The sequence below is a fragment of the Pseudomonas tremae genome (genome assembly GCF_001401155.1).
Taxonomy (GTDB): Bacteria; Pseudomonadota; Gammaproteobacteria; order Pseudomonadales; family Pseudomonadaceae; genus Aquipseudomonas; species Aquipseudomonas tremae.
Map to the genome: position 1 here is coordinate 1 of NZ_LJRO01000415.1, position 22,013 is coordinate 22,013.

General features: G+C 64.7%; 9 protein-coding genes and 2 pseudogenes. 2 read left to right on the forward strand and 9 right to left on the reverse strand.

Features of this window, described 5'->3' with window-relative positions:
- The 8 genes from ALO43_RS22705 to ALO43_RS22740 form a co-directional block, all read right to left on the reverse strand.
- Nucleotides 1-4,845, reverse strand: a 4,845-nt coding sequence (locus ALO43_RS22705) for a type I polyketide synthase (RefSeq protein WP_054998101.1), incomplete at its 3' end; no start/stop codon positions are given.
- A 5-nt stretch (nt 4,846-4,850) separates the two neighbouring features.
- Complete coding sequence (locus ALO43_RS22710; protein WP_080267899.1) at nt 4,851-13,010, reverse strand: type I polyketide synthase; 8,160 nt, start codon at nt 13,008-13,010, stop codon at nt 4,851-4,853.
- Nucleotides 12,898-14,316, reverse strand: a complete 1,419-nt coding sequence (locus ALO43_RS22715) for an AMP-binding protein (RefSeq protein WP_007252518.1) — start codon at nt 14,314-14,316, stop codon at nt 12,898-12,900. The genes ALO43_RS22710 and ALO43_RS22715 overlap by 113 nt, the downstream gene beginning before the upstream one ends.
- Nucleotides 14,313-14,846 carry a coronafacic acid synthetase gene (locus tag ALO43_RS22720; RefSeq protein WP_011105120.1) on the reverse strand — a complete coding sequence of 178 codons (534 nt, stop codon included), beginning with the start codon at nt 14,844-14,846 and terminating at the stop codon, nt 14,313-14,315. Before ALO43_RS22720 ends, ALO43_RS22715 begins: the two co-directional genes overlap by 4 nt.
- Nucleotides 14,843-15,952, reverse strand: coding sequence for a beta-ketoacyl-[acyl-carrier-protein] synthase family protein (locus tag ALO43_RS22725; protein WP_005894389.1), 1,110 nt, complete (start codon nt 15,950-15,952; stop codon nt 14,843-14,845). Before ALO43_RS22725 ends, ALO43_RS22720 begins: the two co-directional genes overlap by 4 nt.
- 29 nt (nt 15,953-15,981) lie before the next feature.
- The gene (locus tag ALO43_RS22730) at nt 15,982-16,479 is read right to left on the reverse strand and encodes a 3-hydroxyacyl-ACP dehydratase FabZ family protein (RefSeq protein ID WP_011105118.1); all 498 of its coding nucleotides are present in this window, start codon (nt 16,477-16,479) and stop codon (nt 15,982-15,984) included.
- 11 nt (nt 16,480-16,490) lie between these two features.
- Nucleotides 16,491-16,742, reverse strand: coding sequence for an acyl carrier protein (locus ALO43_RS22735; RefSeq protein WP_005894385.1), 252 nt, complete (start codon nt 16,740-16,742; stop codon nt 16,491-16,493).
- Between the two features lie 86 nt (nt 16,743-16,828).
- Nucleotides 16,829-18,358: a class I adenylate-forming enzyme family protein gene (locus ALO43_RS22740; protein WP_005894383.1), complete on the reverse strand. Its 1,530-nt coding sequence runs from the start codon at nt 18,356-18,358 to the stop codon at nt 16,829-16,831.
- A 759-nt stretch (nt 18,359-19,117) separates the two neighbouring features.
- Here ALO43_RS22740 and ALO43_RS22745 point away from each other — a divergent pair.
- Both ALO43_RS22745 and ALO43_RS22750 read left to right on the forward strand, forming a co-directional pair.
- Nucleotides 19,118-19,628: pseudogene (locus ALO43_RS22745) on the forward strand (recombinase family protein).
- Nucleotides 19,612-19,926, forward strand: a pseudogene (locus ALO43_RS22750) (IS481 family transposase); the annotation flags it as partial. The pseudogenes ALO43_RS22745 and ALO43_RS22750, both read left to right, overlap by 17 nt.
- 1,546 nt (nt 19,927-21,472) lie before the next feature.
- Here ALO43_RS22750 and ALO43_RS22765 read toward each other — a convergent pair.
- The gene (locus ALO43_RS22765) at nt 21,473-21,937 is read right to left on the reverse strand and encodes a helix-turn-helix domain-containing protein (protein WP_005894372.1); all 465 of its coding nucleotides are present in this window, start codon (nt 21,935-21,937) and stop codon (nt 21,473-21,475) included.
- Nucleotides 21,938-22,013: the final 76 nt, after the last annotated feature.

A 22,013-nucleotide genomic window follows, 5' to 3' on the forward strand; every position in this document is an offset into this window, starting at 1 on the left:
GGCCGAGCGCTCGGCCCACAGGCCCCAGGCCAGGGCCACTGCGGGCAAGCCCAAGTGGCGACGATGGTGGGCGAGGGCATCGAGGAAGGTGTTGGCTGCGGCGTAGTGGCTCTGGCCCGGCTGGGGCAGCAGGCCGGCTGCCGAGGAATAGAGAACGAAGGCAGCCAGGTTTCGATGGCGGGTCTGGAGGTGGAGTTGCCAGGCCGCGTCCAGTTTGGGCCTTACCACCGCTTCGAGCTGTGCGGGGGTGAGTTGCAACAGAGGCGCCGGCTCGATGACGCCAGCGACATGGAAGACGGCGGTCAGTGGATGCCGTGCGGGCAGGCCGTCCAGCAACTGCGCGAGGGCCTGCGGGTCGGCGACGTCGCAGGCGGCGACCGTGGTGGCGGTCCCCTGTTCGGCCAGCTCTTCCACCAAGGCGGTGGCCTCGGGCGCGGCGGCACCGCTACGACTCACCAAGAGCAGGTGACGTACGCCGTGCTTGGCGACCAGGTGACGCGCGAGGGCCCGACCCAAGGTGCCGGTGCCCCCGGTGATTAGCACGGTGCCCTCCGGATCGAGCGAGACGTCCGATCGTTGCTCGGTTGCCGGCTCCACGCCACTGGATCGGACCAGTCGCGGTGTCAACAGACGCCCCTGGCGCCATGCCAATTGCGGTTCGTCGCCCTTTGCGGCTGCCAAGGCGCGCGCGAAGTCACGCGGGGTAGCGTGTGCGGTATCCAGGTCCAGCAGCAGGATACGGCCGGGGTGTTCCTCCTGTGCGGTACGCACGAGTCCCCAGAGCGCCGCCTGGGACAGGTTGGGCACGTCTTCGTCATCGGCGGTGGCCACCGCCCGGCGGGTTGCCACCAGTAACGGATGCCTTGCCGTCCGCTCATCTTCCAGCCACTCGCGTAGCGTGGCCGCTAGGTCTTGCAGGGCGCGGTTCGCCGCGGCCGGCGTAGCCGGGGGTACTGGCGGTACAAGAACGAGCGCCGTGCCGGGTGGCGTCGTTGCCAAGGTGGTGATCGCGTCGGCCAGGTGCTGGTAGGCAGCGCTGACGCAATCGCTCGGCAGGTCGTCCTTGGCGCCCAGCCAGAGCGCTTCGTGCGGGTCAGCCACGTGGTCGGGCGATACCTCGCGCCACAGTACCCGGTAGCCGACGAGGCGGCGTGGTAGGACGCCTGTGCTGGCCGACTTCAGCACCATTGAGTCCAGGGTGACGACGGCCCGGCCTTGGTAGTCCGCGAGGCGCATACGGTAGTCGCGGGGCGCGGTCGGCGAGGTGGGCCGCGCCTTGAGTTGCAGCAGGCCACGTAGCTGCGTGGCACCGGCTTGGTACAGGCGCATGCCACTCATGGAGAATAGCAGGCGTGGTGCGGCGGCGGAAGACGCCGCACCCTCGACCAGCAGGCCCGATTGCAGGCCTGCGTCCAACAGCGTCGGGTGCAGGGTAAAAGTCGAGCCTGGCTCGCTATGGGCACGCTCCGCTTCTACGTAGATGCCTTCGGGGCTCTGCCAAGCGCGGACGATCCGCCGGAAGGAGCCTTCCAGTACCACGCCCTGTTCGGCCAGGCGCGCATAGAGGTCGGCGAAGGCCGTCGGCTCGGCGTGGGCTGGCGGCCAGACGGCGGTCTGCAGGTCAGGCCAGAGCGGTGGCTCGGTAGGGTCGGGCAACAGCTGGCAACTGGCAAAGTGCTGCCAGCCACCCGTGGCATCTGGCTCCGCCGGGCGATAGTAGGCCGCGACGTTACGTACACCCTGTGCGTCGGGTACGTCGAGGTAAATCTGGATATCGACCGCACCCTGCTCCGGCAAGGGCACCAGGCGTTGCAGTGTCAGGTCCTGGAGCCACGGACAGCCCAGCCGGTTGCCTATTGTCAGGATGCACTCTGCGGTCATGGCGCCGGCACCGTACGCCTGGCCACCGACGCGATGTTCCAGCAACCAAGGCTGGCGGGAACCATCCAGTTGCCCCCAGAACACCCAACCTTGGCCATCGGCACGTTCGAGCCCGTGCGCCAGCAGTGGATGCTCCAGAGCTAGCAGGCCTGGCATGTTGCCCGCGTGGCCGTTCGCGCAGGAGCGCGGCTGCAACCAATAGTGCCGGTGTTGGAAAGGATAGGTGGGCAAGGCCAAGGTGGGGGCGGGCGGCAGCAGGCGGCGCCAGTCCAGCGCGGCGCCGCGGGTGTATAGCTGGGCGAGCGCTGCGAACAGCGGGCGAGAATCGTCCTTGTCGCGACGCTGGGGGGCGATCCACTGCGCCGCCGTATCACCGTTGGGATGGTGGCTCGCGTTGGTCCGGCCGAGCGCCGTGAGGACAGCATCCGGCCCGATTTCCACGGCCGTGGTCAGGCGATGCTCCAGCAGCCAGCACAGCGCAGCGGCGAAGCGTACCGGTTGGCGGGCCTGGTCGGCCCAGTAATCGGGCGAGCGCGCCTGCTCGGCGGTCAGCGGCATACCGGTGACGGTCGAGACGATGGGCAGGGTGGGGGCGTGGAAGCTGAGCCCTGCCAGGGTTTGGCGCAGTTCTGCGAGGATGCCGTCGAGGTGCGGCGAGTGGAAGGCATGGCTGACCCGTAACATTTGGGTGCGATGCCCCCGTTGCTGCCAGTCCGCGGCCAGGCGCTCGACCGCACTGCGATCGCCGGAGATCACCACGGCCGTCGGCGCGTTCACGGCGGCGATGGCGACGCTCTGTTCGAGTCCGGCCAAGGTGGCCCTGACGTCCTGCTCGCTCGCTTCGATGGCGACCATCGCGCCCTCATGGGTGATGGCTTGCATGAGGCGGCCACGCACGGCGACAAAGTGTGCGGCATCGGCCAGCGCGAAGACGCCAGCGACATGGGCCGCGGCGATTTCGCCGATGGAATGGCCCAGCAGCACGTCGGGGACAATTCCGAAATGCCGCAGCATCCGGTACAGGGACACCTCAAAGGCAAACAAGGCTGGCTGGGTGAAGTCGGTGCGATCCAGAAGCGCGGCGCGGTCGCTGCCCTTGTCGGCGAACATGACGTTCTTGAGCGGCTGCGCCAGCAAGGGGTCGAGGGCGGCGCAGACCTCGTCCAGCGCTGCGGCGAACGGCGGACAGAGGCGGTACAGATTACGGCCCATGCTCGGCCATTGCGCGCCCTGGCCTGAAAACAGAAAGGCGGTCGTGCCGCTTGGCGAGCGCTTGCCTTGGATCAGGCCCGGGGCATGCCGGCCTTCGGCTAGCGCGCGGAGTTGCATCAGGGCGTCTTCGCGCTGGGTGGCCAGAATCACCGCGCGATGATCGAAGGCGCTGCGCTGCAGTGCCAGCGATGCATTGAGCGCGGCCAGGTCGGTTGTCGGGTTTTCGAGCAGGGCGATGGTCTGGCGCGCCTGGGCCCGCAAGCCTTTCGCACAGGCGGCCGACAGCGGGAAACTGATGGCTGGCAGCCCTTCCAGCTCGGCGACGGTCGGGTGACAGGCAACCTGCGTGGCCGGTGGCGCCTGTTCGAGGATCAGGTGGGCATTGGTGCCGGAGAAGCCGAACGACGACACTCCGGCCCGCCGGGGCCGGTCGGTCTCGGGCCAAGGACGCGCCCTGTCGAGCAGGCGCACGGTCTGCTCCGACCAATCGATCTTTCGGGAGGGCTCCTGGGCATGCAGGGTCTTGGGGAGCACGCTCTGGTTCAGCGCCATCACCATCTTGATGACGCTGGCGACGCCCGCCGCCAACTGGGTGTGCCCGATGTTGCTCTTGAGCGAGCCCAGCCAGAGTGGCCGCTCCGGCGGGCGTCCGCGCCCATAGGTGTTGATCAGCGCGCCTGCTTCGATGGGATCGCCCAGCGCGGTACCGGTACCGTGCGCCTCGACCACGTCGATGTCGAGCGAGCGTAACCGCGCATTCTGTAGCGCCAGTTGGATCACCTGCTCTTGGGCCGAGCCACTCGGCGCGGTCAGGCCGTTACTGGCGCCGTCCTGGTTGATTGCGGTGCCGCGGATCACCGCCAGCACCGGATGACCGGCGCGCTGGGCGTCGGCGAGCCGCTCCAACAGCAACACGCCGGCACCCTCGGCGAAGCAGGTGCCGTCGGCCTGTTCGGCGAAGGCCTTGCAGTAGCCATCGGCGGCCAAGCCGTTCTGCCTGGTGAATTCTGCGAAGACCTCAGGCGTGGCCATGACGGTCACCCCGCCGGCCAGCGCTAGCGAGCACTCGTGGCTGCGTAGCGACTGGACCGCTAGGTGGATGGCGGTAAGGGAAGCGGAGCAGGCGGTATCGACCGTTACCGCCGGGCCTCGCAGGCCGAGGACGAAGGCGATGCGTCCCGAGATGATACTGCTGAGTCCTCCCTGCAAGCGATAGCCGTCGGCAGCCGGGTTACGCCGTTGCAAGTCGGCGAGATAGCCGTTCTGAGTCGCGCCGAGAAACACGCCGGTGGCGCTGTTTTTGAGGGTGTCGGGCACGATGCCGGCCCGTTCCAGAACCTCCCAACAGACCTCCAGCAGGAGTCGCTGCTGGGGGTCCATCGCCAGGGCCTCACGGTCGGAAATGCGAAAGAAGGCGGCGTCGAAGCCGGCGACCTTGTCGAGAAAACCACCCCGCCAGCCGGCAACGCGTTCGCGGAGCGGCGAGTCTGCGGGGAACAGGCTGTCTAGCTGCCAGCCCCGGTCGCTCGGCAAGGCGTTGCTCAAGGCCTCTCCCGCTTCGACGAGGCGCCACAGCGCCTCCGGTGAAGCCAGGCCACCGGGCAACCGGCAGCCCATGGCGACGATGGCGATGGGTTCCTGGGCGGCGGCCTGCAGCTCGTGGTTCTGCCGCTTGAGCGTTTCGTTGGCCATCAGACTAGCCCGCAGGGCTTCGGTCAGCCGCTCGCTGTCGGTGTTCTTGGTCTCGGTCATGGCGCTTACTCCTGGGTTCGCAGGGCGAGGGCAACGAGCTCGTCCGCGCTCGCCGTCGCGAGGTCGGCGGCAAGGGGCGGCGCCTTGACAAAGGGATGCTGGGCAAGCTGCAGCAGAGGGGCGAGTAGATCGGCTTCCCGCAAGGCGCTCAGCGACAGGCTGGCGAGCAGCGCCCGCACCTTAGGCTCGTCTATCGCCGCGGTGTCCGCGTCGGGGGCGCCGCCGTCGGGGAACAAGGCGTCGTTCAGGTAGGCCGCCAAGGCGGCCGGTGTCGGCTGGTCGTAGGTAAGGGTCGCCGCTAGCCTTAACCCCGCGGCGGTAGCCAACCGGTTGCGCAGCTCGAGCGCCATCAGCGAATCGATGCCACTCTCCTTGAAGGTCGCCTCCGGTAGCACCTGGCCCGGATCGTCCAGGCCCAGGATAGCGGCGACCTGGGTCGCGATGACGGTCTGCAACTGCTTGGTTCGTGCTTGAGGATCAAGTCCAGCCAGTAGCTGGCGCAGGTCCTGCACCTTTGCCGGACCCTCGCTGCCCCGCGCGCCGGGGCTGCCCCCCCCCAGACGCTCGAACAGCGGGTGCAAGGTACCCGCCTGGGCATTCTTGCGTAGCGTCTGCGGATTGAGCGGTGCCGCGACGAAGAATGCCTGGGGCGCGGCGATTGCCGTGTCGAGCAGCGCGTGACCATGCTCGGGGGTGATGGGCGCAAAGCCCGTGCGGGCGATCCGAGCATTATCCGCCGCCGTGAGGCGGCTGGAGAGCCCGGTGACCGGCTGCCACCAGCCCCATGCCAGGGAGGTCGCCGGCAGCCCCTGGCGCTGCCGCGTCTGCGCCAGAGCATCGAGGAAGCGGTTGGCCGCGGCATAGTTGGCCTGGCCGGGACTGCCCAGTGTGCCGGCGCTGGAAGAGTAGAGGACGAACGCCGCCAGATCCAGCTGGCGGGTGCGCTCATGCAGCATCCAAGCGGCGTCCGCCTTAGGCACGAAGACCCGCTCCAGCTCCTCGGGGCCTAGGTTGGGCAGGGTGGCATCGGCTAGGATCCCGGCGGTATGGATGATGGCGGTCAGCGGGTGCTTGGCAGGCAGCGAGTTGAGCAAGCGTTCGACGGACTCGGGATCGGCTAGGTCGCAGGCTGCCAGCCGGACCTGGGCGCCCGCGGCCTCTAACTCCTGGCGCAGCGCCAGGGCGCCGTCCGCTTGGGGGCCACTGCGGCTGGCCAATACCAGATGCCGGGCTTGCCCGGTGACGACCAGATGGCGTGCCGCCAGGCTACCTAGGGTGCCGGTGCCGCCGGTGATCAGTACCGTGCCGTCCGGGTCCAGGGTGCGCGGCAGGGTCAGCACCACCTTGCCGGTGTGGCGCCCCTGTTGCATCCAGCGCAGGGCCTGGACAGCATCGCGCAGGTCGAAGGCTGTGACCGGCAGGGGCGTCAGTATCCGGTCGCACATCAAGCCGAGCAACTCGTCGAGCATACGCCCGGTGTCCTGTGGATCCTGGTCCGGTCGGTCTAGGTAATGATAGTGGCGTCCGGGATACTGAAGCGCGACCGCGGCGGGCTCGCGTACCTCGGTCTTGCCCAGTTCGATGAAGCGTCCGCCGCGACCGAGCAAGGCCAAGGAGACGCCGATCGCCTCGCCGGCCAGGGAGTTGAGCACCACATCCATCCCCGCTTCGCCAAGCAGGGCGCCGAAGCGGCCGGCGAAACTCAGATCCCGCGAAGTGGCGATATGATCCTGGGCGATGCCCAAGGCCTTCAGGATCGGCCATTTGTCCGGGTGGGCGGTGGCGAAGACCTCGGCGCCCAGATGCTTCGCCAACTGGATTGCCGCCTGGCCGACACCGCCTGCGGCCGCGTGGATCAGCACCTTGTCACCGGGGCGCACCTGGGCGAGCCGGACCAGGCTGTAGTAGGCGGTCAGGAACGCTACCGGGAAGCCGGCGGCCTGGGCGAAGGTCCAGTCGGCGGGCAGTTTGCGCGCCGTGCGCTGGTCGGCGACCAGCAGCGGGCCGAAGGCGCCTTCGCTCATTACCAGAACACGATCGCCGGGCCGCAGGTCGGTGACGCCCGTGCCGACTTCGGTGACGATACCTGCGGCTTCCGTCCCCAGTTTGTGTTGCGGCGGAATCAGCCCTAGGGCACAGACCACGTCGTAGAAGTTGACCCCGGCGGCGCGCACTGCCAAGCGTATCTGGCCGTTTTCCAATGGAGCATCGGCCTGGGGTTCCGGTTGCAACGCCAGGTCGTCGAGATTGCCTGCACGCGTGATCTCTAGCCGCCAGGCGCCACCGCCAAGCGGCGGGGTGAGAACGCTGTTCGGGCCGCTGCGGGTAAGGTGCGGAACCAGCAGCTGGCCGCGCCGCAGGGCCAACTGGCGCTGGTCGCTGGCCAGCACGGCCTGCAATGGTGCCGGATCGGCCAAGGGCCCCTCGGTGTCCAGCAGCAACAAGCGCCCCGGATTCTCGTTCTGCGCGCTGTGCAGCAAACCCCAGAGGGCAGCATGAGCCGGATCGACGGCTTCACCGGCGACCGTGGCGTTGGCCTTGCGGGTCACTACCAGCAGCCGGGTATCGGCCAGACGCTCTTCGGCTAGCCAGACCTGCAGTTGGGCGATCACCTCGACGCATAGCTGGCGGGTCGCCAGCGCGCTGTTCGCGCCCTGCACCTCGGGCAAGGGCCAGACCAGGACATCGGCTGGTGTGGTGCTGGACTCCAACGCTTGGCCGAGAGCCGTAAGAGAGGGATAGGTCGGCGCGCTGCTGAGCCCTGGCTCGGCAGTGCCTATCCGTACCCAGCGCGTCACGGCTCGCTGCACGCGCGGTCGTGCCGACAACTGACTCCAGGTGAGCCGCAGCAGGTCATGGGCGGGCTGGACACGGGCCAGATCTCGCAGGGTGTCACGGGAGGCCGGGCGCAGCTGGAGCGCGGCGATGTGCAGCAGGGCGTTACCCGTCTCGTCATAGGCGCTGACCGAATAGGTCTCGGCCTGAGTGCGCTGCAGCACTGCGCGTAGCTGGCGCGGGCGCTCCGCGGTCACGCTGACGCCTGAGAAGGCGAAGGGCAGCCGTAATGGCGCGGCGGCTTCTTCGTCAGCCAGTGCCAAGGGATGCAGGGCCGCATCCAGCAGGGCGGGGTGCAGGACGTGGGTGCCGCTGGGCAGGGTCTCGGGTAGTGTTACCTCGACGTAGGTCCGTTCGCCGTCCTGCCAGGCGGCGGTTAGCCCCCGGAAGGCCAGGCCGTACTCGTAGCCGGCCTCGCTGAGCCGTTGATAGAGCGCGGCGCTGTCCAAGGGGATGGCGGCCGTCGGTGGCCAAGCCTGGTCGAGCGGAATAAGTGTCTGGGGGGGCATCGGCACCAGCTGCGCACTGGCGTGCAGGGTCCAACCGGCGGTGGCATCGCCATGGCGTCGCGCATGCAGGCTGGCCTGGCGCAGGCCTTCGGCTTCCGCTCGGCTCACCGTGAGCAACAGGTCGATCTGCCCCTGCTGCTCCAGCACCAAGGGTGCCTGTAGCGTCAGCTCCAGCAACTGGGTGCAGTCGGTCTGGGCCGCAGCGAACAGCAGCATGTCCAGGTAGGCGGTCCCGGGCAGCAGTACCACGCCGGCCGCAGCGTGATCCGCCAGCCACGGATGGGCGCCGAGTCCGAGGGTGCCGGTCAGCAGCATGCCACCCTCGGGTAGATCCACGGCCGCGCTCAGCAGTGGGTGCTGGGTGGCTCGCTGGCCCGCACCGGTGACATCGGTCGGTCCTTGTCCGGTAAGCCAGAACGGCTTGTGATCGAACGGATAGGTGGGCAGTTCGACGATGCGTCCCTGGGGATACAGCGCCCGCCAGCTCAACGGGTGACCCTCAAGGTAGAGCTGCGAGAGGCCTGCCACAAGGCAATCGACCGCAGGCTTGTTGCGTTGCAGCGAACCGAGGCTGCTGGTCTGGTCGCCAATCGTTTCTTCCAGTGGTGGCAAGAGCACCGGATGGGGACTGCATTCAATGAAGGTGACGTCGCCTGCACTGCTCAGCGCCTGGACCGTGTCGGCGAAGCGCACTGGCAGGCAGAGGTTGTCGCACCAATAGCCCGCGCCCAGCTGGCGGCCATCCAGGGAGACGGCAGGATTGTGTCCGGCGACGGTGCTGTAGAAGGGGATCTGCGTCGCCTGGGGTCGCAGGTCGGCGAAGCGCGCCAGCAACTGGGGACGCAGGACTTCGATCTGTGGGGAGTGCCCCGCCACGTCGACCGCGACGCGCCTGGCTACGATGCGTTCTCGCTTGCAGGTTTCCAGGAGCCGCGCGATGGCATTGGTGGCGCCGGAGATCACCGTGCTGCTAGGACTGTTGAAGACCGCCAGCGTCAGCGAGGCGTCCACCCGCGCGGCCAGTTCGGCGGCCTGCTGCTCCGGCAGGACGACGGTAGCCATGGCGCCGGTGCCGGCCTGGGCCAGCATCAGTTGCGAGCGGATGGCCAGGATCTTGACCGCATCCTCCAGCTTCAGGGCCCCGGCGATATAGGCCGCGGCGATCTCGCCCTGCGAGTGACCAATCACCGCGTCCGGGGTGCAGCCCAGCGACTGCCAAAGGCGGGCGATGGCCACCATCACCGCGAACAGGGCGGGCTGGACCACGTCGATACGCTCAAGCGAAGGTGCACCTTCCTCGCCACGCAGCACCGCGACCAGCGACCAGTCGACATAGGGCTGCAGCGCGGTCTCGACCTGGTCGATGGTTTGGCGATAGACGGCGAAGGCGGCGTACAGCTCCATACCCATGCCGGCCCACTGGGAGCCCTGACCGGGAAAGATGAAGACCCGCTTGCGCGCCCGGACCTGCGCCGTGCCCTGGAGCAGGCACGGATGGTCCGTACCGCTCGCTAGCGCATGCAAGGCTTCCAAGAGTGCCTCGCGCGAGGTGCCGCGCAGAGCGGCGCGGAAGGGGAAGCCGCTGCGTGAGATGCCTAGGGTGTAGCCGATATCGTCCGGCGCCAGGTGCGCTTGCTCGAGCACATGGCCGTGCAGGCGTGCGGCAACATCGCGCAGGGCTTCGGTGCTCTTGGCTGCCAGCGGCCACAACGGAGCCTGGGTCTCGGGCACCTGGCAGGCGCTTGTAGCCGCGGGGGCGACGTATTCTTCGACAATCAGGTGCGCATTGGTGCCGGAGACCCCGAAAGAGGAAATCCCGGCGCGGCGCGGCCGGTCGGCTACGGTTGGCCAAGGGCGCCGTTCGCTGAGCAGCTCGATGGCACCGGTCGACCAATCCACCTCGGTGGAGGGCGCGGTGATGTGCAGGCTGCGGGGCAGGGTGCCTGTGCGCAGGGCCATCACCATCTTCATCAGGCTGGCGACCCCGGCGGCGGCCTGGGTATGGCCGGTGTTCGACTTGATCGAGCCCAGCAGCAGCGGCCGCTCCGCCGGGCGCTGGCCATAGGTGGCCAGCAGGGCATTGGCTTCGATGGGATCGCCGAGGCGGGTGCCCGTGCCGTGGGCATCGACGGCATCCACGTCCTCGGGCTGCAGACCCGCATTGGCTAGGGCGTGGCGAATGACCTGTTGTTGCGCGGTGCCATTGGGCGCGGTCAGGCCGTTGGAGGCGCCGTCCTGGTTGACGGCGCTGCCGCGGATGACGCCGAGGATCAAGCGCCCCTTGGCTTGCGCTTGGGAGAGGCGTTCGAGCACCAGCATGCCCACGCCTTCGCCCAGGCCAACGCCATCGGCCGACGCCGAGAAGGCCTTGCAGCGGCCGTCCGGGGCCAGAACCCGCTGCTGGGAAAAGTCGATCAGCACCCCGGGGGTCGGCATGACCGTGACCCCGCCGGCCAAGGCCAACTGGCAGTCGTTGCTACGCAGCGCTTCGCAGGCGGTATGGATGGCCACCAACGAGGACGAACAGGCGGTATCGATCGCCAGCGCCGGTCCCTGCAGGCCTAGGCAGTAGGACACCCGGCCCGCGGCTACGCAGGTGGCCGTGCCCATGTAGCCATAGCCGGTCACGTCCTCCGAGGCGTGCTGGATCTGGGTACCGTACTCCGTCCCCATGATGCCGGCGTAGACCCCGGTCAGGGAGCCGTGCAACGAGGCCGGGTCTATTCCAGCACGCTCTAGGGCCTCCCAGGAAACCTCCAGCAACAGGCGCTGCTGAGGTTCCAAAGTGAGGGCTTCACGCGGCGATATACCGAAGAAGGCTGGATCGAAGGCCGAGGCATCATGCAGAAAACCACTGGTGCGGGTGGATATCTTGCCGAACCGTCCGGGCTCGGAATCGTAGAGCTTGGTGGTGTCCCAACCGCGGTCGGTCGGGTACTCGCTGATCGCGTCCCGCTCTTGCATCAACAGCGTCCAGAGCGCTTCCGGGCTGTTGGCGCCACCCGGATAACGACAGCTCATGCCGATGATGGCGATGGGCTCGTCATGGTGCGCGCCCGTCACGATGGGTGCGGCCTGGCGCTGGCTCGGTGACTGCAGCCCAAGGACGCCGCGCAGATAGGTGACGACGGCGCGAGGGGTAGGATGGTCGTATACCAGAGTCACCGGCAGGCTGACGCCGACCGCGGCCGACACGGCCTGGGCAAATTCGACCACATGCAGCGAGGTGAAGCCGCAGTCGCGAAATGCCTGGGTCTCGCTGGCAAATGGCTGGCCGATCAGCGTTTCCATCTCCTGCGCCAGCAGCTTGAGCAGCAGCCGACACTGTTCAGGCTCACCGAGTTGGGCGAGGTTCGCCGCGGCGAGGGTATCGTCACCTGCCGTTGCGGCGGTGGGCGCCAGCTGCGCTGACATCGACCCTTCCGGCAGCAACCGCTCGATCACCTGCGACCAGTCCACCGGGGCGCCGTGCACGAAGGCATGGGCCATGGCCTGCAGCAGGCTTTCACGATCATCCTTGCGCTGGTCTAGGGTAGCCACGGCCCCGTCGACGACACCAGCGCCACGTAGGGCTTCGTCGATAAGCGAGGTCAGCACCGGATGCGGGCTCACTTCTATGAACAGGCGGTGCCCATCGGCAATCAACGCCTGCAGGCTATCCTGGAAGCGCACGGTTTCGCGGAGTACGCGGAACCAATAGTCCGCATCCAGATGCTCGCCGTTTTGCCGTCCGCCGCTGACCGAGGAATAGTAGGGAACCTGTCCGTCCATGACTTTGGCCGGGGCGCGCGACGTTACGGCGTCGCGTAGCTGCTCCACCTGCGGCCCATGACCCGCCACCTGACCACCAGGTACGCGCCAGGCCCAGAAGCCAGCGTCGGTGAGTCGCGCCTGCAAAGCATCGAGGGCCATCAGGGTGCCGCTCAACGTCACACTGCGCGGCGCGTTGATGGCCGCGACGCTGAGGCTTTCTTGGTCGTCCAGCAGGGGCTTGATGTCGTCCAGCGCTGCGGCTACCGACAGCATTCCGCCCTGGCCTTCGATGGCGGTGAGCGTCTCGCCCCAGAGCACTGTGAGCGCGGCACCGCTGGCCTCGTCCAGATAGCCGCCGACGTGGGCGGCGGCGGCCTCGCCCACGGAGTGACCGATCACGGCAGCGGGCTCGATCCCGAAGGCCCGCCAGGTTTCTGCCAAGCTACAGGCCAGCGCGAATTGCAGCGGTTGGATTCGCAGGAGGCGCTCGATTCCCTCGCCCTCGGCGAGGGCCCGTGCTGGATTCCAGCCAATACGCGCCTCTATGACATCGCCATGGCGGTGCAGGGCCTGCTGGTAGCTCGGCAGGGTCGCGCTCAGTCCGGTAGTCATCCGCGGCCATAGCGGTCCTTGGCCTGGAAACACCAGTACCGGCTGTCGCAACTGGTCGGCGCGGCCCAGCACCAGATGGCGCGAGGCTCGGCCGCGGGCCAGCATATCCAGCCCTTTGAGTAGGCTGGCTTGATCGGTGGCTAAGATGGCCGCGCGGTATTCGGCATGGTCGCGTGTCAGTTGCTGTCGGCAGAATACTTGCCATTCGGCGAAGGAGCGCGTCTCGTGCTCGGCGCGCAGACGTTGCGCGGTAGCGGCGAGTGCCGTGGGGCTTGCATCCGACAGAATCAGGGGCACGGTGAAGGTGGTCACGGGCAGACTCCTGCAGAAATATTGGAAACGATTAACGGCGGCCTTTTTGCCAGATGGCGTGCTGCGCGAAGGTGACGTCCAGTCGATCCGGTTGCTCAGCGCGCAACAGGATCCCGGCAAGTTGTTGCCGTAGCGCTTGTTCATTGAGATCGGGGTCCTGGCTCTGCACATCGAGGATCAGCGCTACCTCGTCGTTCGGCCCGGCGTTCGGCCGTACCCAAGCCTCGGCACTGACGATTCCGGGCAGGCTTTCGACGATTTCGCAAATCGAGCGGGGACAGAGCTTTTCCCCTCGGCGCATGACGAACGTCGGGTTACGCTGGCGGAAGAACAGATAGCCATCCGCATCGATATGGAAGTGATCACCGGTGGCGACCAGGCGCTTCTGGCCGCGCAGCGGCGGCAAGCGGTCCGTTTCACCGGCACGGATGCGCCGCTGCATGGCGGTGTCTGTGACCACCAACAACTCCCCTTCACTAGCACCCGGCGCTCCTCCCAGCTCGACCTCGACCTCCGGTAACGGCCGACCGACCGACGCGTGCCGTTCGGCGGGCTCGAGGTGCGCGGCCAGCGTCGCTACGCGTGGGCCGGCCTGGGTCAGGCCATAGGTCAGATAGAGCTCGAGGTCCGGGTTGCGGGCCAGCAGCCGCGGCACAAGATTGGCGGCCAAGGCGTCGCCACCGATCGTCAACCGGCGCAGTGAGGGCGGCAGCCCATCCAGGTCCGCCGCACACAACGCCGTAACCATCACGGGCGTCAAGGAAGAGAGGGTGATGCCAAGGTCCAGGAGCGTGCGGTGATAATGGATCGGAGTGAACGGCGGCGTAGCCAGGACCACCTCGTTGCCCAGGACATAGCTGCTGAGCAACTGCGCCACGAAGGCGAAAGAGTAGAATAGCGGCAGGTTGATCAACAGCCGATCGGCGGCGCTTTGGCCAATGGAGGCGGCATGTCGCCTAGCGTTGAGCAGTAGCGCCGCGCTGTCGAACACACAGCCGCTGAAGATGCCGGAAGTCCCAGAGGTGAGCAGCACCACTTCGCCTGGTTCGTAGGGCAGGGTGACGATGTCCTTCAGTCTGGCCCATTGCAGTTCGCTCGATAGCCGTCCGGCCTCCCGCGCGTCGAGCGCCTTGATGGCGGCGCCGCAGGGCAGGATCAACAGGTCGGCGCCTAGTAGTTTGGCGAAGCGGCGAATACGTCCAGGCGGTGCTGCGTAGGGCAAGGGGGTCGGTACCGCACCCAGCAGCAGCAGCGCAAACAGCAAGGCCACGAAGTGGGTCCCGTTGGGCAGCGCCACCAGCACCGCGCGTCCGGGCTTGACCCCGAGGCGCTGCAAGCCCTCGCACAGGGTGGCGAATCCCTCAAAAGGCTCGCGTCCGCTGCCCGCTTCCATAGGCAGTACCCGCTCGAAGAGCGCCTGGACGCCTTGGGTGTCGACAACCACATTCATGGGCTCACCTGCTCGGTCTGCAGTTGCAGCAAGGTGCAGCGCACTCGATGCTGTGCGCCGTCCGTGTCGTGGGCACTCACCAATACGTAACTGGCAGCGCCGCTATCGAGCCAGTCCCGGGCGAGTAGGGCGGCCGGCCTCAGGCCGCCCTGGGGGGGCATGGACAGGACCAGGCTGGGACCGCTAAAACGCAGCAGTTGGCCTGGCAGGCTGCAGACCAGTCCCGGACAGGCACCGGAAAAACGTAGCGGCGACAGGCGATTCCTACCCAGATCGCGGGCGATATGCTGCATGGTGTGCAGGGTGCAGACGTCGCTCACGACAATGTGCCCCACCGTCTGGCCGGCGGCCAGCACCGCATCGCGGCAGTTGTCCAGGACGTAATCCACGGCCTCGAACACCAGCCAGGAGAGTGGATCGGCATAGGCGGAGGCTTTTTGCGCCGCGCCTCCCTCCGAGCCAAGGGCGGCCACTGACTCCGCTTGACCAAGGGCGTTTAGATGGTAGACGCTCCAATCGAGGTCGGTCATCGCATCGCCTCTCGTGCACGTTGAAAGACTAGGCAGGTATCGAAGCCACCGAAGCCTAGGGTCACGCTGATGCCGACCTCGGCGGGACAGGCAAGCGCCGTCCGCATGGCCAAGGGCAGCGCTATCCCTGTCAGGGGATTTTCCAGGCCGACGATTGGCGGTACCTGCTGGTTACCTAGCGCCAGCAGGAGACTGATAGCCTCCAGCGCGCCGGTAGCCCCGAGCGTATGCCCGAAGGCGCCCTTGGTGCCGAACAGCAGTGGAAGGCGTGGCGAGCTGGCGAATAGATCGCTGTAGGTTTTGGTTTCGACCTCGTCGTTGAGCCGCGTGCCGGTACCGTGGGTACTGATGCAACCGACTTCGTGGGCGGTAAGGCCCGCGTCGCAAAGAGCGCGTCGTACTGCCAAGGCCAGACAGTCGCCCGACAGGTCCGGCGCGACCGCGCTCACGGCGTCGTTGGCCGAGCCAGCCCCGGCGAGGATGCCGTAGGGCCGCGCGCCCCTGGCCAGTGCGGCGGCCCGCGTTTCCAGCACCAGAAAACCCGCGCCTTCGCCCAGTACGGTCCCGCTGTGCGCGCGATCGAAGGCACGCAGACCGTCCGCCGACAGCGTACCCAGTTGCGAATGCCCGAGCCGCTTGGCCGGGGTGAGGATGTCAGCACCGCCGCACAGGCAAGTATCGGTGAAGCCCCTGCGAATCAGGCTCAACCCCAGCAACAGCGCATCGGCCCCTGCCGAGCAGGCCGTGCTAACGGTGATCGGCGCGTGCTGGCAGCCTGCCTCTCGCGCCGCCTCCACCGCCCAGCGGGAGAGCGATTCGGTCTCCGGCACGTCCAGATGGTGCCCATAACTGGTGGCCAGGACCGGCACCACTTCCTCGGTAGCTTTCGCCAGTCCAGCGTCCTGCAACGCCCGGCGCAGGGTCGCCACCGTCAACCGGTGCTGACGCTCCGGCAGCGGCAGGGCTGGGTCTAGGTCGGGCAATGGCGAAGCCAAGGGACTGCGCAGCGCAACAGGGAAGTCAACCGAGCGGATGCCCGAACGTCCGGCGAGCAGGCTTTGCCAGACGACTTCCAGATCGTCGCCCAAAGCGGTTGACCAAGCCATCCCCGTGACCCATACCTCCACGGGGCGGCTCACCATAGGTGCTCTCCCAAGTCGGCGAGCGACTTGCGGACCAGCGAACCCTTGAGCATCCCGACACTGCGACCGTCCACCGTCGCTCGGCAACTGAAAGTGAAGAAATCCGGCCTCAGGCTTTCGCAATCGAGCTGGAAGATCACCAGGTCGCCCGGTACCACGGGGCGGGTGAAGCGCGATTTGATCGAGCCGACCAGCGTCATCTCATCGCCCGCCAGGCGCGAGGTCGATAGCTGGAACAGTATGATCGCCGACTGAGAAATGGCCTGCATCAGGTGGCTCGCCGGGTAGATCGCCCGTTCCGGGAAGTGGCCGGCGAGCGCGTCGGTCTGCCCCGATACCGCCATCAGCGTCTTGATCTGGACGCCTGGCTCGTAGTCGAGCACACGATCCAGGTACACCATTGGATGGCGATGGCGCAGCCAGGTCTTGAGTTCGGTGAAGCCCATAGTGCGTTGTGCACGGGGCTGCTTATCGCTCTCGGGAAGGCTCATGGCGATAGCCCTCACTTGGCCTGCAGGGCGGTCAGCAACTGGGCCAGCGTGTGGACCGAGTCGAAGTGCTTCGGATTGAAGTCCTCGTCCTCGATTTTGACGCCGAAGGCGTATTCGCACTGGGCCCGCAATTCGCTGAACCCGAGTGAATCCAGCCCCAGGGCGTTGCGTAGGTTGGCGTTGAGGTCGATATCCGCGCGGGGCGTGCTGATGAACAGGTCATCGACCAGAATGTCGACGATGGTTTTTTCGATCTCGTTCACGTTGAGAGCTCCAGTGGTGGGCAAAGGGTTGGTATCGGGGCCGGCTGTAGAGCCGGTCCCGCAGGCAACGCGCGTCACTGACGGGGCTAGGTCGATGGGGCGGCGCCGAGGATCTCTCGGTAGTCGCTTGCCAATTGTTTACGGCTCACCTTCCCCGCGGAGGACAGCGGAATACGTTCGACGAACAGGTATTGGCGGGGGTGCTTGTATTCTGCGATCAACGCCTTCAAGTGCTGCTTCAGCTGTTGCGTGGGAAGCTCCCGCCCACTGGTAGTACGCAACAGAGCGACTGGGCGCTCGCCGATGGTGGCATCAGGAACACCGAACACCACGGCTTCGGCGATGTCGGGCAGCTTGAGCAGCTCCTGCTCGACTTCCACGGGGGAGATGGAGTAAGCGTCGCATTTCAGCATGTCCTTTTCCCGACCGATGATGAGATAACCGCCATCGTCCTGGCGCTGCACCAGGTCGCCCGTAGCTATCCAGCGCGCAGCAGGCAGGCGATCTGCATCCTGGCCGTTCCACAGTCCCGGGGTATTGGCTGGCGAGCGAATCAACAGCTCGCCGTTCTCCGTCTGCTGCAGCGCGACGCCAGGCAGCGGCCAGCCGATCGATGACTGCTCGGTGGCGGCTACATCGGGTTGGCAGAAGATCGGGCCAGACTCCGTCGTACCGTAGGAACCACGCAACGTGCCGCCCCATAGGTTGTGCCAACGCCTACCCAGCTTCGGAGGGCAGGGGTCACCGCCGCTGACGCTATAGGTGCTCGTCAGAGAGGGAAGGGGGGTGGCTGCCGATGCCTCGCCTGCAGCGAGCAGATTATTGAAGTGCGAGGGAGCGCCTTTGAGAAAACTCAGCGGCAGTCGTTGTAGTAGCGCCAGGGTCGTCTCCGCCGTAAGTACGGGTAGCAACACGACGGCCCGCCCCAGACGGTGCGCGGCCAGGATCATCAGGATGCTCCAAGGCACGATCGCATCCATCATCGAATGGACGGCCCCCGTGTCGAGGGCACCTTGGGCCGTGCGGGGTGGCATCATAGCCTTCATCAGATCGACGGCCTGCGCCAGGGTCGCTTGGGAATGCACGATACCCTTAGTTAGTCCTGTGGTGCCGGACGTATAGAAAATCGCCGCGAGCGAATCCGCGTGGCTAGGCGGCCGCTTACTTGGCGACGAGACGAGCAGATCGGACCAGGGCAGATACTGCTCCTCCTTGAGCGCTTCCTCGCCCGCGACGATCCAGGCCCGTTCCACCGTGGCACTACCCGCGATCACAGCGGCGTAACGGCTGTAGGTCTCCTGGTCGCCGATGTAGTAGCGGGCGCCGCTGTGGTGGAGCAGATGCTCAATTTCGCCGGTGACGAGGCGCCGATTGATAGGCACTGTCACTGCGCCGATTTCCAGGCAGGCATAGTACAACGCCACCAGTTCCAGCCGATTACCTAGGTGAATAGCCACGCGATCGCCCGGCTGCAGGCCCGCTTGCAACAGCCCAGCGGAGACTTTGTCGGCCAGTTGTGCCAGCTCTGTGAAGGAAACCGCGCGCTGATCTTCCACTACGGCCGTGGTATCCGGCTGCTGGGCGACGACGCTGCGGAACTCAGAAATCAGACTCATGCTAGATCACCTTTTTTTGCACCTGCGTGCAGATCGGAAAATACGAGGCGTGTTGTGAAGCTGCGTCCCTAAGCAGGACCGGATTCAAGGGCCTCCGTACGGGAGGCCGTCTTACAGACGTACCGGTCCGCTAATGCTTGGTTTTGGGAGGGCCCACAGTCGCGAGCAGCGCATGGTGTCGGAGCATAAAGCGCTGCTGCGGAAGCGTCGGCTTCATTGATGCTGCCCGGTCAAGGAGCAGAGGCGGACAAGTCTGAAGCCCCATTGGGAAGGGGGAGTGGATTAAGTCCGCTTGGCGTAAGGCACCTGCAAAGCCGTTTTCTAGAACGGTTCTGTAACGCTGAATGACTGATCGCAATGAGGGTAACCTTCGCCAAAGTATTATCATCGGGACGCAAACCATCTGCTCGTTCAGGGAGATAGCCCACGCTCAACCACGAACCTACGTTAAAGGCATAATGGGCTAACGCCCATCGTCCATTTTGACCAAAAGCTCCCTAGGCGTAACGACCTGCAATCTGAATGGCCTCGACCTGCAATCATCGCGTTTTTCGACCGGGATTGATTGCGTCTATCCGATCCGGCAAACCGGGATTATTTGCGAATGAACCTGCACTCATCTGGTTAGACCTGCTAGCGACCGGCATGAACCAGAATTAGTTGCGAGTGACCACTCGCCTTCTAGAGCTTAAAGAGACAAATTTGACGATGGCCGTTTACGGATACACTCGTGTTTCCACAAGCGATTAAGATTTCGTTCTGCAAGAAAAACTTTGCGTGAAGCGGGTTATGATGTCGCGCGCGCCGAGAAAAAAGGCGGGGCTAGCCGGGTTGGTCGGACGGATTTGAAAACACTGCTCGATTTTCTACGCCTTGGCGATACGTTAGTGGTGACGCGTGTTGATCGTCTCGCGCGGAGCATCAAGGATCTTCAAGACATCGTTTATACATTCAAAGAACGTGGGGTTAGTCTCAAGAGGACGGAGCAACCAATCGATACGCAGAGCGCAGCCGGAAAAGCATTTTTGAACATGCTGGGCATGTTTGCTGATTTTGAAACTCACCTGCGACGCGATCGGCAGCTGGAAGGAATTGCTGACGCTAAAGCTCGTGGTGTTTTTACCGGGGCCGCAAACCGTCGATTGACCCGCTGTAAGTTCAGCGCTTATGGACCGAAGAAAATCTAGGTGCCACAGAAATTGCTCGAAAGCTCGGCGTTGGTCGTGCTTCAGAGTATCGAGCTCTAGCTCAAAATGGACGCCAAACGTAGTTCCATTCCTGTTGACTCGTTGCTGCAATTACGGCAACGGCTTGACCGCTTACCGAAGAAAAGCCCGGAGCGGGCTACACAAGTGGCCGCGATAGCTGAGTTGTATGGCGTGTCCCCCAGCGCCGTGTACCGGGCGCTGAACCTCATTTATAAACCCCATGCGGTCCAGCGTGCCGATCGCGGTAAGTCGCGTGTATTGCAGCAGGCCCAGCTGGAACGCTAATGCGAGCTGATCGCTGCGCTCAAACTACGTACCACGAACAAGCAAGGGCGTCACCTTTCCACTCTGTTGGAAGATTAAGGAGTGGAAACTGAGCAAGGCTTGGTCAGGGCACCTGACCGGCGAGAAACCTGTCTCAGCTGAGTTGGTGGAGTCCGTGCTGTCGCGGCAACTGGATGATTTGGAGCCTACCCTGACGCGCCATGGCTGTCGCATCAAGGATCTGGTCGAGCGGTTCTGTGCGGGGGGGCGGCAGGTAACTGCTGTTCCTACCGCGACCGACCCGGTTCGATCGGCTGCCAGTGCGCCCATCATGTGGCGAAAGACAGGGTTGTTGATACCGCCCGACCCAAGCACGTCGCAGTCGATGCGCTGGAGCAGCACCGCGAGATTCTGCGGGGCCACCATCTCGAATGGCCTCTTCCAGGCTTCCCACGTTGCGGTTGCAGAGGGATGGCGAGACACCCATTGGTTCAGGGCATTCAAGGTTGAAGGCGGCAGATCAACTTCTGCTGCCATAGAAGGGATTCGATCAATACCTGACCTTCTAGCACACCTCTTTGTAATGAGCACCGTGGATAGGATCTCGAAGGGCTTGATCCCACGCGACGAAATCAGCGCTTGAGATGTTCTTGAAGATTCCAAAGCACTGTTTGATCGCCATTCCAACTATCGAGAAAGCCAACCTAGGTTCGAGACCATTTATTCCATGCTCCAGTGCCGGGCTCTAAGTCGAACGCAGCCGGAAGGAATGCCCAGGGTAGACATTCTCCTGATGCGACTCGTCCGGGAAATGACGACGCTGAATCCCCAGAACACTGCCGATACCGAAATTTAAGCAAAGGTAAAGCAAGCAGCGGTGATCGCATTGGGCCTCTCGCGCCGGTAATCCGTGCATTCCAGTCGAAGACGCCATCCCTGAGCCACGCCTTAATATCTCCACCCCAAGGCAAGAGGACGACCTGGTGTGCAGATGGGATGGGCTTGGCATACACGGTCACCAAGACGGCTAGCTTAAATACCAGATCAAGCATACCCGCCCACACTAGAAGCACTTTTAGCTCCTGATCCGCACCAGCCTGACACGACACCCCATCGAAGCACAGATTTCCCTGCCTTTGCGCAGAAGCGAGCCATAGATCTCGCCGTCTTGGTCGCCTGGATATATCTGCAGAAACCCCTCGCCATTCCTGAAGTACTTTTCGCTTATACGTCGCTCGATATCGTCCATGCCGCCCCCGTTCCCTTGATGAATGGTGGCGCACATAAAAGCCTCCAATGGTTATATGCCACAACCCATTTACATCGTGCTACCCGCAAAAAACAACCTACTCGGTCGTCGGCGAAAACAGCCACTAATTAACCTTGAACCAAACCGTGACATTTCTCAGCTCCACCGTATGCGCTTGCCGAACTCACCCTCTGACCTCCAGCGCTTAGGGCGCTTGATTTTCGGTTTAGCGATATGGACGATTCATAAACGATGAATTTATGTAACCGTCCGTCCGGGCCATCTTCGAACCTCGCTCGGGCGGGGGATCAAGCGTCGGGTTGGCTGATGAGGGTGGCCGTCACAACCGAGTTTGAGCGTCGCTTAGCTGACCTCTCAAGCGGTTTTGCTGAGTCACTCCTTGTCAGCTTTCAGCCAATACCGATCAACTGTGCTGAGTCCAACGCCAAGTCTCCGAGCGACTTCTGTTTTCGTAGATCCCTCTGCCTTCAAGGCTTGAATAGACTTTCGGGTGATCTCAGCGCGCTTGCCGCGAACCCCCTCATGCACTTTTGTGTCGGCAGTGTTGCGCAGTCTCTCAGCATCAACGTGTGCTCTTATTTGGTGGTCCTGCCTTGTCCGGTAGTCCTCCAAGCTCAAAGCGGCTAAGCGTGCTTCTGCTGCAAAAAGCACCAAGCTTGGTGTTATGCCCAGACAGTCACAGATTGAGTGAAGCTTCTCAATAGAAATGCTTCGCTGGCCTCGTTCGACGCCGGCAAGGTATTCGCGACTAAGAGCTGCCGAACAATCCTCCCTACGTAATCCTGCTGCCACTCGAATTTCTCTTAACACCTGTCCAAGGGCTTCCCGATATTCCATGAATAATCCGTGGCCTTAAAAGAAACTATAAGGCCACGCTTTGACACCCATCATCGTGTACCTATAAGATTACGAA